Here is a 15,569-nt window from a genome sequence, read left to right on the forward strand (position 1 = left end):
CAGGCGCTCAACCCGTCGAGGAGTTCTGCTCGGACGAAGAACCGGTGCCACTAGGGCTCTTGCCGCCGGTGCGTTCGGCGATGTGCATGGCCCAGGAGTACAGCGTCACCGGGTCACCCAGGGTCGCGCACACCGCGGGCGGGACCAAGGACCCACTCGCGGCGCTGAGCAGGTCGAACAGGCCAAGGTGCACCCACTCCCACAACATGCTGTCGAAGTTGTAGGCGACCATCACCGGTTGGACGCGGCGGCGGATCTCGATCACCTCGGCCGGCGACAGACCCGCCCGTTCCAGCCGCTGCTCGGTGGCGCGGCTGTGTTCTTGATCGAATGAGGTGTCGAGGAATGGTTCGAGCAGGTCGGACCAGATATCAGGTCGCCGTCGAACCGGGATGGCGTTGCGGCGGCGGAACTCGCAGAGCTCAGGCTGACACGCCGACGGCAAGAACAGCGTTTCCCCGTGCACGGTGCGAACCTCCGGCGGCATGGCCCGTGGATCGATGTCCCGGATCTCCGGTACCGGCACCGCTCCACCGGGATACACGGTGGCGCCGGGAAACTCATAGTTCGCGAAGCGGATCTCCGTCTCGGCGATGACGACCTCCATCCGTTCATGATGAACCGCTGAGAGCCTGGCCAAACCCATCCAGACCCGCCGCGATCAAAACGTGGCGGTAATCACTGTCTGGCCTATCGCGTTGGCAACGACTGTAACCAAAACGTTAGGGTTCAGGCATGGTACGTACCGGAGTAGCAACCACCGACCCGGACGAACCGAATGTTCCTCTCTCCCAGCAGCATCCGGCACGTCTCGAACTCGTCGGCGATACGCCCGACCCCACCGAAACCCCGTCCGAGCCGATCGATGACCACTTCCCGCGGCTCGGCGACACCAGCTTCCTCACCGGCGCGGCGCGCCATCGACTCGCCGCCTACATCCACACCCAGCTCGCCGAACTCGAGGAGTTGCCCTGACCGCGCGGCGATGACCTAGGCTCGAACGCCAGGAGTCATCGGCGACAGACTGATTCACGCGAGGAGCGGCCAGGTGAGCGGCAGCGGGGCGGTCGTACTACCCGAGCAGGTGCGCACCGAACTGCGCAAAGGCGTCCGCAGCGTCCTCGTCGACACCGCGGCTCTGCGCCTGGTCCGCGAACGCTTCGACGACAACCAGGCGGGCGCGCTGCGCCGCTACCTCGAAGCCTCCCAGTCGGCCAATACCCTGCGCGCCTACCGGACCGACTGGATCGCGTGGGCGGGGTGGTGTGCGACCGAGCAACGCCAGGCCCTGCCCGCCGACCCCCTCGATGTCGCGGTCTATCTCGCCGCGGCCGCCGACGCCCGTCGTGCCCATGGCGCTTGGGCGTTCAGTCCCGCGACCCTGGACCGCAAATCCGCCGCCATCGCCGCCGTGCACGCCGCCAACGGCCTGCCCTCGCCGACGCGCTCCGACGTCGTGCGCCTCACCCTGCGCGGCATCCGACGGACCCGGCGTACGCCCCCGACCCGCAAACGACCGGTCCTGCTGCACACCCTCGACCAGCTGCTCGCTCACCTGCCCGAGCCCGGCTGGCCCACCGAACCCGCCCGCCGCCGAGACGCGCTGGCGCTGCTGGTCGGCTTCGCCGGAGCGCTGCGGCGCAGCGAACTCGCTGGTCTGCGCATCAGCGACGTACACGTACGCACCGATCACACCACCGGCGAACCGCTGCTCGTCGTGCACCTGCCGACCACCAAAACCGACCAGACCGGTATCGCCGAACAACGCGTCGCCCTGCCGCGCGGCACTCACCCCCACACCTGCCCGATCTGCGCGTTCGCCGACTGGGTGCGGCTGCTGGAAGTCCACGCCGCCACCGGCGACCGGGGCACCCGCGCCTGGACCGCCGACCATCCGCCGACCGACCCCAGCATCCACCGCTGTCACGGCTTCGCCGGCACCCCGCTCGGCGCCGACCCCGACCGCCCCCTGTTCCCCACCATCACCCGCCACGGCGGCATCGCCCCCACCGCACTGTCCGGCCGCGCCGTCGCCGAACTCGTCAAGCGCTACGCCGCCCGCGCCGGCCTCGACCCCACCCTCTTCTCCGGCCACTCCCTACGCGCGGGCTTCGCCACCCAAGCAGCCCTCGGCGGCGCCAGCGACCGCGAGATCATGCGCCAAGGCCGCTGGTCCAACCCCCGCACCGTGCACAACTACATCCGCACCGCCAACCCCCTCGAAGACAACGCCGTCACCAAACTCGGCCTCTGATCCACCCACACCACCCGCCATCCGACCCGACGCGCCGAGGCCCGGTGCGTGCGAGATCGGCGGGCGCCGAGTCAGTGGGGAGGGGCCCTCGCATGGTCGTGATGGCTTCGGCCATCGCGGGCAGGCCCCGTTCGGTCCACACGTGCATTCTCACCCGCTGATCGAAGCGGCCTCACTCCGCGAGGTAGCGCAGCATCACCGCAGTGCTGAAGTGCCTGGTCTCGACCAGTCGGAGCCCAATGCGCTGATCCAGTGCGGGGAACACCGGCGTCCCGCCACCGAGTATCACCGGCGAGACGAACAGCTGGTATTCGTCGATGAGCCCGTGCGGGATCAGTGCGGCGCCGAGGTTCGCGCCACCGACTTCCATGACGCCGTCGCCACCGGCTTTGAGCTTGCGGACTTCCTCGACCGCATTCTCGCTGACCAGAGTGCTGTTCCAGCCGACATCGGCGAGCGTTCGGGAGAAGACGACCTTGGGTTTGTTCGTCCAGAGGTCGCCGAACTCGCGCTCGATGGGCGGTGCGTCCTCGGGCACGTGCGGCCAGTAGTCGGCCATCAGCTCGTAGAGCCGACGACCGTGCAGCGAGATCTCGAGCTCGCGGTAGCGATCATTGTGGAACTGGTGCAGTTCGTCGTCCGGGTCCGTCCAGTCGATCTTGCCGTCCCGGTCGTTGATGTAGCCGTCCAGGGACACACCGAACCCATAGATCAGTTTCCTCATACCTGAGTAGACCTGCTCCACACCCGAAACTCACCGGTACTCGCCGGACGAGTGCGATCACTCCAGCGCGGAGTCCAAGGCGGCGGCGAGTTCTCGAGAACCGGTGACCGTGATCTTCTTGCCGTTGATGAAGAAGGTCGGTGTGCCCTGGACGCCGAGAGACAGGCCTTCGTCGAAGTCCGCTTGGACGCGGGTCGCGGTTCTCGGATGGTTGTACGCGCGGTCGAAAGCTGCCATGTCCAGGCCGATTTCGGTTGCCAGGCCTCGGAAGACCGCGTCCTGAGGGAACTGTTTCTCGCCCCATTCGGCTTGGGTTTCGAACAAGCGTTGGTACATCCGCTCGAATCCGCCCTGCTCGGCAGCGGCTTCGGCGGCGAGTGCGGCTCGGCCGGAGTTGCGGTGGGCGGGGATCGGAAAGTAGCGGACCACGAAGCTGACCCGGTCGCCGTATTCGGCGCGTAGGCGCTCCATGGCGGGGTAGATCGCTCCGCATGCCTCGCACTCGAAGTCCAGGAACTCGACCAATGTCACCCGGGCCCCAGCGGGGTCGGACAACCGGTGACTGTTCGGGCGCACCGCCACAGCCGGCTCGGCGGTGCTGTCCGCGTCGCGTGCTGGTGCGCGCTCGTCGGTGCGGGCGGCAGCCAGCACGACCGCGCCGACAGCGATGACCAGCACGGTGGCCACCGTGGTCAGGATTCGGACGCGGCGCGACACCGAGCGGACCGTCACCGGAGCCGACTTCGGCCAAACGGGACATATCGGGAGTCTTTGATCATGGCGGCCATGCTATCTCGCGGAGCGGGGCAATCCAATATTCCCTGAATACAGATTTAACTGTACAGTCACGAAGATGGAGACCGTACTGCACACCGACGCGCTGGCCCGCTTCGGGCACGCCTTGTCCGACGCGACCCGGACCCGTGTCCTGCTCGAACTGCGCGCCGGGCCGGCGTACCCGGCCGAGCTTGCGGACAAGATCGGGGTCTCGCGCCAGATTCTGTCCAATCACCTGGCCTGCCTGCGGGGGTGCGGGCTGGTTGTCGCGGTGCCGGAAGGTCGACGGTCACGCTATGAGCTGGCCGATGCTCGGATCGGTGCCGCGCTGGATGATCTGCTCGGGCTGGTGCTCTCGGTCGATCCGGCCTACTGCCGCAACGCCGACACCGAGGGGTGCTGCTGATGGCATCCCTCGGGTTGCCTGCCACAATTCCGACCGTGCCGGATCCGGCACGTAAAGCGTTGCTGGTGCGTCGGATTCAGTGGTTCGTCGGCGCGACCATCACCTACAACGTGATCGAGGCGGTCATCGCGCTCACCGAGGGCACTCGGGTGTCCTCGACCGCGCTCATCGGGTTCGGATTGGACTCGGTCATCGAGGTGTCCTCCGCTGCCGCGGTCGCCTGGCAGTTCGCCGGGCGTGATCCGGAGAAGCGGGAGAAGTTCGCGCTGCGGGTCATCGCGTTCTCCTTCTTCGCCCTCGCCGCCTACGTCACCGTCACTTCCGTGCGGGCGCTCCTCGGGGTCGGCGAAGCCGAACATTCCACGATCGGCATCGCCTTGGCCGCGATCAGCCTGGCCATCATGCCGGTGCTCGCCGCCGCTCAGCGCAGGGCAGGTCGCGAGCTCGGGTCCGCCTCAGCGGTGGCCGATTCCCAACAGACACTGCTGTGCACGTATCTCTCGGCGGTTCTGCTGGTGGGCCTGCTGCTCAACAGTGTGTTCGGCTGGTCCTGGGCCGATCCGGTCGCCGCGCTGGTGATCGCGGTGATCGCGGTCAAGGAGGGCCGCAACGCGTGGAAGGGCGAAACATGCTGCTCGACAACCCCCTTCGGCCGGAGCGGCGATGATTGCGGGGACAACTGCTGCGCCACCGGGAAGGACCAGTAGGTTCACTACCGCTGTGCGGCGAATCGGTGGAACGCCTCGATGCTGTCGGGCACGAACAGCCACTGTCCGAGCACGGACCGCAGCGCTGTCTCCGGAATCCAGTCGCACCAAGCGATCTCAGCTGGATCCGGGTGTACATCCACGTCTATCACCACGTCGTGGATGGCCAGCCAGTACGGCGCGATCTCCCCCTCGCACAAGAACTTCTCGACGAACCGCGGCCTGGTCCGCACCCCGAGTTCCTCGGCCAACTCCCGCGCGGCAGCCTGCTCATAGGACTCACCGACGGACACCGCGCCCCCGATCAACCAGTTGTAGTGCGCGGGGAACGCAGGGAGTCAGCCGGTCGCCGATGGACGAGGATCCGACTCGCGGCATCCCGGCACACAACCGTCGCCACTCGATGCAGCCACCGCGCCCGGATCGCCTCGCCCCGCCCGACCACACCCAGCACCCGGTCGTGCTCGTCGACCCGCTCCACTCGTTCGCTCATCCGCTCCACGATGCCTGCCACGACCAGGATCTACCAGCGGCGGTGGCGTGTAAGACAAGGTCCCAACCCGACCCAGCACAACCCGGGATCGCGAACTACGGTGGAACAGCGGCGATGGTGATGGGACGGGTGGGTAATGCGGTTCGGGTTCGATTTGGCCGAGGACGCGGCCACTGTGGACGCGCTGAGCAGCGGACGGCTCGAACTCGGCCTCGGCGCCGGGGCCGACGCGCGGAGACACCGGTCACGGCTACCTCGGCACCGGCACAGAAGTCTCCGCGGCGACCTCGTCCTGCCCGACGCCACCGACTTCCTCTGCAATGTGCAACCGGCCGGACCCACACCGGCGGCCATCCGCACCAGCATGCGACTGTTCGCCGACACCGCCATCGCCCAGTGGGACGATCCTGCACCGGGATTGTCCGCGGTTCACTAGGTGATCCGGTCGAGCCGGAAGATCCGGAACTCACGGCCACCCGAACGCTGGAACTCCATCTCGTAGCCCGGCCAGAACTCGACCACCTGGTCCCACACGCTCTTGCGATCAACCCCCGTGATCTCGGTGACCCGCACCGGGAAAGCGGAGCTGCCGTCGAAGCGCGCCGACGCCGTACGCGCGGCACGCAGATTCGCCGACCACGCCGGATGTTCAGGCTTGCCCCAGTTCGAACCGACGAGATAGAACCCGTCCCCGTCGGGCACGCACAGCAGCGAGGTCGTCCGCGGCTGCCCCGACTTCCGGCCGACGACAGTCACCTCGATCGACGGCAAGCCGGCCAGATCGAGCACACCCCACCGGCCACCACTGAGCCTGCGCAACAGCCGCTCGGCCGGAAGTACGACAACGCCCCCACGCATCACCCAGGGTTGTTCCGCGAACACGCGCGCGACGCGCGGCAAGGGATTCCACACCATCCACGAATCCTGGCTCGAGCGAACCCGATCCACCCACTCACGACGGCCCGCTGAGAGACAACTCACTCGGGTGGCCGGAGCGCCGCCGCGACATGCTGGATGTTCCACCCTGCCGGAGCGCACCGCATGCGCCATCGACTTGAACACCGGAACGGGACCTACTTTCCCAAGCCACCCCTCCCCTTCCTTGCTTGGGGTTGTAAAGGTGCGGACATGCTTCAAGTGTGAGTAAGGTGAGCAGGAGATATGCATTAGTAAATGCGCATATCTACGTATGGAGATAATATCTTGTTCTGGTGGCCGACGTTCGGCGCACCGGGAGAATTCCCCCGCCGACCGGGCCTGATGTCGCACACTGAGCGCACTCCCCCTTCTTCCCTAGCTCCAGGAGCGCCATGCCCTCCCCCAGCGGACGCCGACTCCTCGCCGCCCTCGCTCTCACCGCCGCGGCATTGCTCACGGCCAGCACCTCCCCCGCTGTCGCCCGGCCAACGCCACCAGACCGGATCTCACCGGTTGGTCCCGAATTCCTCTGGGGCGTGGCCGCTTCCGGATTCCAAGCCGAAGGTGACGCGCCCGACAGCAATTGGCGCCGCTATGCCGAATCCGGCGCCACCGAAGACCCGTACCTCGACTCGGTCGACTTCCGGAACCGCTACCGCTCAGACATCGCACTGGCTGCGGATCTCGGTGTGCGCGTGTACCGCATCGGCATCGAGTGGGCACGGGTACAACCGCAACCCGGAGTCTGGAACGAAGCCGGGCTGGCCTTCTACGACGGTGTGGTCGACGCGATCGTCGCGGCGGGGATGCGGCCGATGCTGACGCTTGATCACTGGGTGTTCCCGGGCTGGGCCGTCGACCGCGGCGGCTGGCGCGACACCGAGATGGTGGTGAACTGGCTGGCGAACGCCCGCCGGGTGGTCGACCGCTATGCCGCGACGGATCCACTGTGGGTGACGTTCAACGAGCCGACGGTCTATCTGGTCAACGAACTGCGCCACGGCGGCATCAGCGCCACCGACGTCCTCACCATGGGCGAGCGGATCACCCAGGCGCACAACAGCATCTACGACTACATTCACCAGGTGCGCCCGGGCTCGCAGGTCACCAGCAATGTCGCCTACATCCCCGCCGTCGACGACGCCGTCAGCGGTCCGATAGTCGACCGGATCGCGGATCGCCTCGACTACATCGGCATCGACTACTACTACGGCTACTCCCCCACCGACCTGCAGGTGCCCGACCTCGAGCGACTCTGGACGATGCCGCTTCAGGCCGAGGGCATCTACTACGCGCTCGACCATTACGCGCAGCGCTTTCCCGGCCGCCCGCTCTACATTGTCGAGAACGGCATCCCCACCGAGAACGGTCTGCCGCGCCCGGATGGCTACACTCGCGCCGATTCACTGCGCGACACCGTCTACTGGCTGCAACGCGCCGTGGCCGACGGCATCCCGGTGATGGGCTACAACTACTGGAGCCTCACCGACAATTACGAATGGGGTTCCTACACACCGCGTTTCGGTCTCTACACCGTGGATGTGCTGACCGACCCGGCCCTCATCCGTCGGCCGACCGATGCGGTGGCGGCCTACCGCGAGATCGCCACGACCGGTGGTGTCGCCGCCGGCTATCGGCCGACGCGTCCGCCCGCGGCGTGTTCTCTGGTCCACCTGCCGACGAGTTGCACCGACCCGGTGTCGGTCCCTCGGTAGCGGATTCGGACACTGTCGGGTGCTCTACACTCGGGCGGGTGTCGAGCGCAACGTCACGCCCCTCCAGCGCCGTGAGCGGCAGACAAGCCCGATGGCAACCGCACAACGACAGCCGCCGGGAGCGGATCGTGCTGTCGGCGATCGAGTTGCTCGAGCAGTCGCCGGCCGGTGTCGAGGTGCCGATCGTGCAGATCGCCGAACACGCCGGGCTCGCGAAATCGGTGGTCTACCGGCAGTTCGCCGGCCGCGACGAGTTGGATCGCCGGATCAGGAGTGAGATCGCCGACCGGTTCGTCGCCGACATCGAGGACGCGCTCGACATCGGCGAGGGATCGATCCACGAGATCCTCGTGCGCACCGTGGGCGGTGTGGTGACCTGGATCCAGGAACATCCGCGGTTACACGATTTCCTGCGAACCGGACCGTCGGAGGCCGGTTCCGACATCGACGCGATGAGCGAGCTGATCGGCACCATCGCGGCCTCGACCAGGACGCTGGTCACCGGTCTGGCAGGGGTGGTCGGTGTCGCCGACGACGGCTCGGCCGACGCGATGACTTTCGCCATCGTCTCGATGACCGAGGCCACCGTGACCCGCTGGGCCAATGATCCGAATCCGGTGCTGACCAGAAGTCAGTTGATCGAGGAGGTCGCCTCCTACGCATGGCACGTGGTCGACGGTGTCGCCCGCCGCCACGGCCTCACCCTCGATCCCGAGCAGCAGCTCACCTCGGTCATCACCCAGCTGGCCACCGGTGGCGGCTGAACCACCGCCACCGGGGCCCGCTCAGGCGACGTGGCGCGCGCTGCGCTCGGGCTCGCTCCGATAGCGCGACTTGGGTCCGTCGACGCCGAGTCGCTTCCACAGCTGCTTGGCGACCGGGTTCATCAGGCCCAGGTCATCGGCCAAGCGGCGCATGTCACCGAAGTAGCCCGACAGAATCCGCTTGGAGTGCTCGGACTTCCAGAACGCCTGCTCGATCACCTCGCGCGGAATGCCGAACTCGGGCCCGAACGAGCGCGGCGGCGCCATGATCTCGTTCGCGAGCCAACGCATGGCGATCGGGAAGGCCACCGAACACGCACCCCGGTTGAACTTGCCCATCCGGCCGACGTGCGCGGTGAGGAAGTCACCGGCGAAGGAGATGTGGCGTGCCTCCTCGGCGATGTGGATCTCCATGGTGCGCAACACCATCGGCGGCATGCTCTCGCCCTCGCGGATCACCGCCTTCTGGTAATGATCGATCGGCTCCTCGCCGCCGAGGATGCCGATGAACAGGATCGCGTAGGCGTAGCCGCCCGCGACGCCGATCAGCGGCGAGAGCGCCCGGAACATCGGGCGCATTCCCGGCACATCGACGCCGATGCGGTTCACCAGCTCCTGGAACATCTGGATGTGGTTGCACTCTTCGGTCATCTCGTGCAGGCAGTACCGGAACTCGGGTGAGCCGTTGGGCAGCTTCATGATGTACTGCATCATTCCGCGGATCAGGATGCTCTCGAAGGCCGCGCCGACCTTGATCACATTGGCGGTGCGCCACTTGCCGATCGCGATCTGCTTGTCGAGCGGCTGGTCGCGATACCACTGGGTCGCGCCGAGCGGATCGACGTTCGGCGAGAGCACCCACCGCACATCGTTCGGGTCAAGGGCGAGCTCGGGCGAATCCCAGTCGATGTCGAGGTAGGGATCGAAATGCCGGTCGACAGACCCCTGCGACAGGGTTGCCAACGCATCTCGGTACTCCTCGCTGATGAGTTCGCCACGGCTCGATTCGGTCAGCGTCATCGGTGCCTCCTCGGTTCACATCCGGCCGCCCAGCGCCGTAAGCGCCGTCACACCGGTTGATCCGAGAATAACTGAGACTCACAGTCCCAGACAACCCCCGCGGCCCCGCGAGTCCGAAACCGAGACCTTCCCCGATTCAGTCCTTCCGGCCGGTGAAAGCGAGGGACGCGCCCAGCCCGATCATGACCAGGCCACCGGTGCCGCCGAGGGCGGCCAGGCGACCCGGTGTTCGCGCGAACCAGGTGCGGGTGGTGTCGGCGGCGAGCGCCCAGATCGAATCGCAGACCAGTCCGAACGCGGGAATGCACAGACCGAGCAGCAGCATCTGTTGCGGAACCGAACCTCGGGCGGTGTCGACGAACTGTGGGAGCAGCGCGGCGAGGAACACGATCGTCTTCGGGTTCGCGAAGCCGACCACGAACCCGTCACGCACGGCGGCCGCGGTGGAGAAGGTCCGCGTGACCGCGCCCGGCTCGATCGCCCTGGCCAGGTCCGCACGGTGGCGGATGGCCTGGACACCCAGGTAGACCAGGTAGATCGCGCCGGCGAGTTTGACCGCGGTGAAGACCGTCGCGGAGGTGGCCACCAGGGCGCCGAGGCCGAACGCGACCGCCACGACCTGCGCGTACACGCCGGCGGCGTTGCCGACCACCGTCAGCAGAGCGACGCGCCGTCCGACCGTGAGCGCCCGGCTGATGGTGAACAGCACGCTCGGACCGGGGATCAGCACCAGCAGGAACGACAGTCCCGCGAAAGACAGCAGGTGGGCCCAGGAAACCATGGGGCCGGACGCTAGCGGCGAACGACCGCGCCCGCAACGGGTTTCCTCGGCAGGCCGGACCGCTATTCGACGAGCAGGACCACGAGTTGGCGGGCCAGGTCGGCGTCGCCGGGGCCGCCGAGCCAGACGAGGGGGCGGCGGGGGTCGAGGCGGTCGAGGGCGTCGGGGAGGGAGCCGTAGACACGGTCGGCGCGCACGACGCACACCTGAGGGACGGATTCGGAGACGCCGGGAGCACCGTCGACGTCGAGGGCGAGTGAGCCGGTGGAGGCGTCCCCCGCCACGGCGTCACGGACGACCGCGTCGCCCGCGTCCACCGAGGCGATGCCGCCGTGGAGGACTCGGTGCCCCGGTGCGCTGGCCCAGTGGTCGAGCCAGGCCGGGCCGGGCTCGACAGGGGCGAGGACGGATTGCACGTTCATCCCGTAGAGGACGTCGGCCACCACGGCGGGCAGGCCGGCCACGTCGACGTGACGCACCAGCGACCCGTGCTCGCGCAACCGCTCGGCGAACCGGGCCAGCACGGCGGCGTGCTCGGCCGGGTCGGCGGCGTCGCCGGTGCCCGCGGAGCGGCGCATGGGCACCCGGCGCTCGTCGTCGGGGAGGTCGAGCAGCCCGTCACGGACTCGGCGCAAGATTTCCTCGCGAGAATTCAATCGGGTACTCCCGTTCGTTGGCGAAACCTCCGGCCTCGCCGTTCACACAGTTCTCACCCCACATACCGCGGGAACCACCTAGATCGCTACCGTACCGATCGGTCCGTGGAAACCGGGCGCGGCACGGCGAAGCCGAGCAACCCGAGCAACTGCTCGATCTGCAGCTCGAAGATCTCGGCGCGATCGGCGAAAGTGTCGCGGCCGTACATGTCGAACACGTCGAAGTTCACCGCGCCGAACAGGGTGGTCCAGGCACCGAGGGCGGCGGCGATCAGCCAGTCCGGGGCGATCAGGTCGAACTGCTCGCGGATCGCCGCGAAGTCGGCGGCGGTGCGGGCGGAGATCGCAGGGTCGGCGCCGGGGGTGTCGAGCAGTCCGGCTCGGTAGGCGCTGTCGATGACGCCGAGCAGGGTCGCGATCACGCGCAGCCCCGGCGCGCTCGTGTCCTCGGCCGGGGCGTGGTAGCCGGGCACCGGCGTGCCATAGAGCAACCCGTACCAGGCCGGTTCGGCCAGTGCCCATTCCCGTACGGTCCGCCCGATGATCCGGAACCGGCTCGCTGGGTCGACGGGGGCGTCGGTCAGTGCCGCGTCGACGGCGTCGCCGAGGGCGTTGTAGCCGTCGACCACCAGCATCGTCAGCAGGTCGTCGCGGCTGCTCACGTACCGATATACCGCCGAGGACACCATGCCGAGGTCACGGGCCACGGCCCGCAGGGAGAGCGCGGCGGCACCCTGGGAGGCCAGGTGCTCGCGGCCGATGCGTTTGATCTCGGCGATCGTCTGCGCGCGGGCGCGGGCCCGCGGGCCGAGCTGATCGGAACTCATCCTCCGATCATCGCCCACCGGCGGCGCCGTGCAGATCGCGGTGTCCGGCCGTGTCGTCGACCGGGCGGTCCTGCGTGGCGGCGCGTTCGATCTCGGCGGCGAAGGTGGCGCCGCCGACCTCCCAGGCGACAGCCCGCATCCGGTCGCGGAATCGGCCCAGGTCCACGGTGACGTCCTCACCGCCGTAGGCGGTGCCCGCCGCCTCGCGCACGGTGCGGACGACTTCGTCGGCCAGGTCGGCGAGGCGAGAGCTGATCAGCGTGCGCAGCACACCGCTCAGCGTGACGTCGAAGCCGACGTCGTAGAGCACCAGCGCGGCCTTGAACATGGCCCGGTCCCCGACGGCCCAGCGGTCGCCGGCACGCTCGAGATACCCCGCGGCGATCAGCTCGGTGAGTACTTCGGCGCCGCGGTCGCCGAGCAGCGCGGCGAGTTCGGCGTCGTCGACCGCGGCGGCACCTTCGCCCGCGCGCGGGTCGAACAGCGTGCGCCAGTCACCGGCCTGCGATTCGGCCTCGAACACCTCGCGGATGGCCTCGAGACGCAGCCCGCGCGCCTGCATGGCGACGATGTCGCGCAGCCGGTCCAGGTGCTGGTCGGAGTACACCACCTCCTTGCCCGCGCGGCCGGGTTTCGGCAGGACGCCGAGGGAGTGGTAGTAGCGGATGGTGCGCGCCGCGACACCACTGACGTCGGCGAGTTCGGCGCGGGTGTATCGGGGCACGCGACCAGCATAGGGCCGCCCGGGCCGGACTTTGACAGCTCTGGCTGTCGACGTTAGCGTTACCCACGTCACTGTCGACACCGATCGAGGAGCTCCCGCATGCCCGAGCGCACCACCGACTTCGACGTCCTGATCGTCGGTTCCGGCTTCGGCGGCAGTGTCACCGCCCTGCGCCTGGTCGAGAAGGGCTACACGGTCGGTGTCATCGAAGCCGGTCGTCGTTTCGCCGACGACGAGCTGCCCAAAACAAGCTGGGACCTGCGCAAGTTCATCTGGGCGCCCAAGCTCGGCTGCTTCGGCATCCAGCGCATCCACCCGCTGCGCGACGTCCTGATCCTGGGCGGGGCCGGGGTCGGCGGTGGCTCGCTGAACTACGCCAACACCCTCTATGTGCCGCCGGAGCCGTTCTTCCAGGACCCGCAGTGGCGCGAGATCACCGACTGGCGCTCCGAGCTCACCCCCTACTACGAGCGGGCCAAGAAGATGCTCGGCGTGGTGCAGAACCCGCACATGACGCCCGCCGATGAGATCTTCAAGTCCGTCGCCGAGGACATGGGCGTCGGCGACACCTTCGTACAGACCCCCGTCGGCGTGTTCTTCGGCGAGCCGGGCGAGACCGTCGACGACCCCTACTTCGGCGGTGTCGGCCCGCAGCGCACCGGCTGTGTCGAATGCGGTGACTGCATGGTCGGCTGCAAGTTCGGCGCCAAGAACACCCTCGTCAAGAATTACCTGTATCTGGCGGAACAGGCCGGCGCGCAGGTCATTCCGATGACGACAGTATCCGCGCTGCGCCCGCTGCCCGACGGCAGCTGGGATGTCGCCACCGAGCGTACCGGCGCCTGGGTCCGCAAGGCTCCCAAGACCTATACCGCCAAGCATGTGGTGCTCGCCGCGGGCACACTCGGCACGCAGAAGCTACTGCACGCCATGCGCGATCAGGGCGCACTGCCGAAACTGTCGGACAAGCTCGGCCTGTTGACCCGCACGAATTCCGAGTCGATCGTCGGCGCGGCAACCAAGACACTGGCACCGGGCCAGGACTTCACCAAGGGGGTCGCGATCACCTCCTCGATCCATCCCACCCCCGACACCCACGTCGAACCGGTGCGCTACGGCAAGGGGTCGAACTCGATGGGCCTGATGCAGACGCTGATGGTCGACGGTGGCGGCAAGATTCCCCGCTGGCTGCGGTTCCTCGGGGTCGTGATCCTGCACCCGCTGTTGATGCTGCGCTTCCTGAGCGTGAAGAACTGGAGCGAGCGCACCATCATCTCGCTGGTCATGCAGCACCTGGACAATTCGATCACCACCTACACCAAGCGTGGCCTGTTCGGCCGTCGCAAGCTGACCTCCAAACAGGGCCACGGCGAACCGAATCCGACCTGGATCCCCGCGGGCAACGACGTGACCCGCCGGGTCGCGGAGAAGATCGGCGGCGTCGCGGGCGGTACCTGGGGCGAGGTGTTCAATGTCCCGCTGACGGCGCACTTCCTCGGCGGGGCGGCCATCGGCGCCGACCCCGAACACGGCGTGATCGATGCCTACCACCGGGTGTTCGGTTACCCGACGCTCAGCGTGGTCGACGGTGCGGCGGTCTCGGCGAACCTCGGGGTGAATCCCTCGCTCACCATCACCGCCCAGGCGGAGCGCGCGGCCGCGTACTGGCCGAACAACGGCGAGGTGGACACCCGGCCCGAGCAGAGTGCCGGGTACTCGCGAATCGCGCCGGTCGCCCCCGTTCAGCCGGTGGTTCCCGAGGGTGCACCCGCCGCCCTGGTGCTGCCGATCGTGGAGATCCGGGGCAAGGAGAAGACTGCGGGCTGAGTCTCGAAAGACGGCCCCGGACTCGCTGTTCCACCGCGAGTCCGGGGCCGCTCCCGTGTCGGTCAGAGGGCGTTGATGCGGGCCAAAGCGTCGAACGCCAGGTCGGCGGCCTGCCACAGTGCTGTCACTTCGGCGCGGACCGCGGGTGCGAGCGCGGGATCCTGCAGGGCGAGACCGTTCGCGAAGATGACCGTGTTCGCGCCGAGGTCGGCGGCGATGAGCAGCTGCTCGGTGGCGACACCCTCGCCGAAGAGCTGATCCAATCCCTCACCGACGAAGTAGAACCGCCACAGTGGCCCGAGGTCGGCGTCGTAGACGGCTTTGGTGCGCTCCACGATCACCTCACCCGCCGCGGCGATCGCAGCGACGATCGTGAAGTAGTCCGGCGCGTTCTCCGGGCGGGTGCCGATCGCGGCCACCGAATAGGTCAGGTCCACGGTCAGGTGCGCGTTGTATCCGGCCATGGCGGTTCTGGCTCGTGACACCTCGCAGTCCTTGGTCAGCGCGAAGTAGTGCGCCCACTGCGGTTCGGCGATGCCGCCGGTGAATTCGGCGTGCAGGTTGTCGAGGAACCGACTCAGCAACTCCAGGCTGATCGCGTGCGCGTAGGCGCGGTTCTGGAAGGCGCCGGGGTCCCGCTGTAGCGGCATGACGGCGGCGTACTCGACGCCGTCGAGCCCGATCGCGAACAGCCCGCGCAGGTCCCGGTGCTCGACGAGGATCTCGGTGATGCGGTGATGCCGGTCGACCGCGTCCTCGAGCCTGGCCAGATCATCGGCGCCGGCGATCGCCGAGGTGTCCGAAAGACGCGCGATATCGGCGATGTCGGTCTCCGACAGTGTCGATCCGCAGGCTGTGTTCGATACCGCACCGGACGCCGGTCCGGCGCCGACCAGCGGCAGGGACATGATCAGTGTCGCGGCGACGGCAGCCGCCCCGCTCGAAACCCGCATCCGCAGATCTCACCATGTCCGAA

At 67.9% G+C, this 15,569-nt stretch carries 19 protein-coding genes; 8 read left to right on the forward strand and 11 right to left on the reverse strand.

The features are described 5' to 3' along the window. Positions 1–7: 7 nt before the first annotated feature. Positions 8–607 (reverse strand): hypothetical protein, encoded by a 600-nt coding sequence (locus BOX37_RS16635; RefSeq protein ID WP_071928452.1) that lies wholly within the window; start codon positions 605–607, stop codon positions 8–10. Positions 608–735: 128 nt separating this feature from the next. Here BOX37_RS16635 and BOX37_RS16640 point away from each other — a divergent pair, with 128 nt between their 5' ends. After that, complete coding sequence (locus tag BOX37_RS16640; protein WP_071928453.1) at positions 736–975, forward strand: hypothetical protein; 240 nt, start codon at positions 736–738, stop codon at positions 973–975. 73 nt (positions 976–1,048) lie between these two features. Beyond that, positions 1,049–2,254, forward strand: coding sequence for a site-specific integrase (locus BOX37_RS16645; RefSeq protein ID WP_071928454.1), 1,206 nt, complete (start codon positions 1,049–1,051; stop codon positions 2,252–2,254). 172 nt (positions 2,255–2,426) lie between these two features. On the opposite strand, the gene BOX37_RS16650 is transcribed toward BOX37_RS16645, so the two are convergent. Together BOX37_RS16650 and BOX37_RS16655 are read right to left on the reverse strand one after the other, a co-directional pair. Beyond that, a complete protein-coding gene (locus BOX37_RS16650) occupies positions 2,427–2,978 on the reverse strand; it encodes a dihydrofolate reductase family protein (RefSeq protein ID WP_071928455.1) in 552 nt (183 codons plus the stop codon). Positions 2,979–3,035: 57 nt separating this feature from the next. After that, positions 3,036–3,695 (reverse strand): DsbA family protein, encoded by a 660-nt coding sequence (locus BOX37_RS16655; RefSeq protein ID WP_071931580.1) that lies wholly within the window; start codon positions 3,693–3,695, stop codon positions 3,036–3,038. Positions 3,696–3,831: 136 nt separating this feature from the next. Here BOX37_RS16655 and BOX37_RS16660 point away from each other — a divergent pair, with 136 nt between their 5' ends. Both BOX37_RS16660 and BOX37_RS16665 read left to right on the forward strand, forming a co-directional pair. Further along, complete coding sequence (locus tag BOX37_RS16660; protein ID WP_071928456.1) at positions 3,832–4,161, forward strand: ArsR/SmtB family transcription factor; 330 nt, start codon at positions 3,832–3,834, stop codon at positions 4,159–4,161. Next, positions 4,161–4,868 carry a cation diffusion facilitator family transporter gene (locus BOX37_RS16665; protein WP_156910432.1) on the forward strand — a complete coding sequence of 236 codons (708 nt, stop codon included), beginning with the start codon at positions 4,161–4,163 and terminating at the stop codon, positions 4,866–4,868. Before BOX37_RS16660 ends, BOX37_RS16665 begins: the two co-directional genes overlap by 1 nt. 5 nt (positions 4,869–4,873) lie before the next feature. Here the strand turns inward: BOX37_RS16665 and BOX37_RS34925 are convergent, their stop codons facing one another. Then, the gene (locus BOX37_RS34925) at positions 4,874–5,176 is read right to left on the reverse strand and encodes an NUDIX domain-containing protein (RefSeq protein ID WP_276207202.1); all 303 of its coding nucleotides are present in this window, start codon (positions 5,174–5,176) and stop codon (positions 4,874–4,876) included. Between the two features lie 321 nt (positions 5,177–5,497). Here BOX37_RS34925 and BOX37_RS34930 point away from each other — a divergent pair, with 321 nt between their 5' ends. After that, positions 5,498–5,797, forward strand: coding sequence for an LLM class flavin-dependent oxidoreductase (locus BOX37_RS34930; RefSeq protein WP_071928457.1), 300 nt, complete (start codon positions 5,498–5,500; stop codon positions 5,795–5,797). Here BOX37_RS34930 and BOX37_RS16680 read toward each other — a convergent pair. After that, entirely contained in the window at positions 5,794–6,276 is a 483-nt protein-coding gene (locus BOX37_RS16680) for a nitroreductase family deazaflavin-dependent oxidoreductase (RefSeq protein WP_071928458.1), read from the reverse strand. The genes BOX37_RS34930 and BOX37_RS16680 overlap by 4 nt on opposite strands. Before the next feature lie 395 nt (positions 6,277–6,671). On the opposite strand from BOX37_RS16680, the gene BOX37_RS16685 reads away from it, so the two are divergent. Further along, positions 6,672–7,994: a family 1 glycosylhydrolase gene (locus tag BOX37_RS16685; RefSeq protein WP_071928459.1), complete on the forward strand. Its 1,323-nt coding sequence runs from the start codon at positions 6,672–6,674 to the stop codon at positions 7,992–7,994. Between the two features lie 38 nt (positions 7,995–8,032). Beyond that, complete coding sequence (locus BOX37_RS16690; protein WP_071928460.1) at positions 8,033–8,758, forward strand: TetR/AcrR family transcriptional regulator; 726 nt, start codon at positions 8,033–8,035, stop codon at positions 8,756–8,758. A 21-nt stretch (positions 8,759–8,779) separates the two neighbouring features. Here the strand turns inward: BOX37_RS16690 and BOX37_RS16695 are convergent, their stop codons facing one another. From BOX37_RS16695 to BOX37_RS16715, 5 genes are all read right to left on the reverse strand, one after another. After that, a complete protein-coding gene (locus BOX37_RS16695) occupies positions 8,780–9,778 on the reverse strand; it encodes an AurF N-oxygenase family protein (RefSeq protein WP_071928461.1) in 999 nt (332 codons plus the stop codon). A 136-nt stretch (positions 9,779–9,914) separates the two neighbouring features. Further along, positions 9,915–10,559 (reverse strand): LysE family translocator, encoded by a 645-nt coding sequence (locus BOX37_RS16700; protein ID WP_071928462.1) that lies wholly within the window; start codon positions 10,557–10,559, stop codon positions 9,915–9,917. Between the two features lie 62 nt (positions 10,560–10,621). Beyond that, positions 10,622–11,194, reverse strand: coding sequence for a hypothetical protein (locus BOX37_RS16705; protein WP_071928463.1), 573 nt, complete (start codon positions 11,192–11,194; stop codon positions 10,622–10,624). 107 nt (positions 11,195–11,301) lie between these two features. Continuing rightward, on the reverse strand, positions 11,302–12,042 hold the full coding sequence (locus BOX37_RS16710) for a TetR/AcrR family transcriptional regulator (RefSeq protein ID WP_071928464.1): 741 nt from the start codon (positions 12,040–12,042) through the stop codon (positions 11,302–11,304). 7 nt (positions 12,043–12,049) lie between these two features. Next, the gene (locus BOX37_RS16715; protein ID WP_071928465.1) at positions 12,050–12,766 is read right to left on the reverse strand and encodes a MerR family transcriptional regulator; all 717 of its coding nucleotides are present in this window, start codon (positions 12,764–12,766) and stop codon (positions 12,050–12,052) included. A 99-nt stretch (positions 12,767–12,865) separates the two neighbouring features. Here BOX37_RS16715 and BOX37_RS16720 point away from each other — a divergent pair, with 99 nt between their 5' ends. Continuing rightward, positions 12,866–14,593, forward strand: a complete 1,728-nt coding sequence (locus BOX37_RS16720) for a GMC oxidoreductase (RefSeq protein WP_071928466.1) — start codon at positions 12,866–12,868, stop codon at positions 14,591–14,593. Positions 14,594–14,655: 62 nt separating this feature from the next. Here the strand turns inward: BOX37_RS16720 and BOX37_RS16725 are convergent, their stop codons facing one another. Beyond that, entirely contained in the window at positions 14,656–15,546 is an 891-nt protein-coding gene (locus BOX37_RS16725; RefSeq protein ID WP_071928467.1) for a DUF5995 family protein, read from the reverse strand. Positions 15,547–15,569 lie beyond the last annotated feature (23 nt).

This window comes from Nocardia mangyaensis (assembly GCF_001886715.1).
Classification (GTDB): domain Bacteria; phylum Actinomycetota; class Actinomycetes; order Mycobacteriales; family Mycobacteriaceae; genus Nocardia; species Nocardia mangyaensis.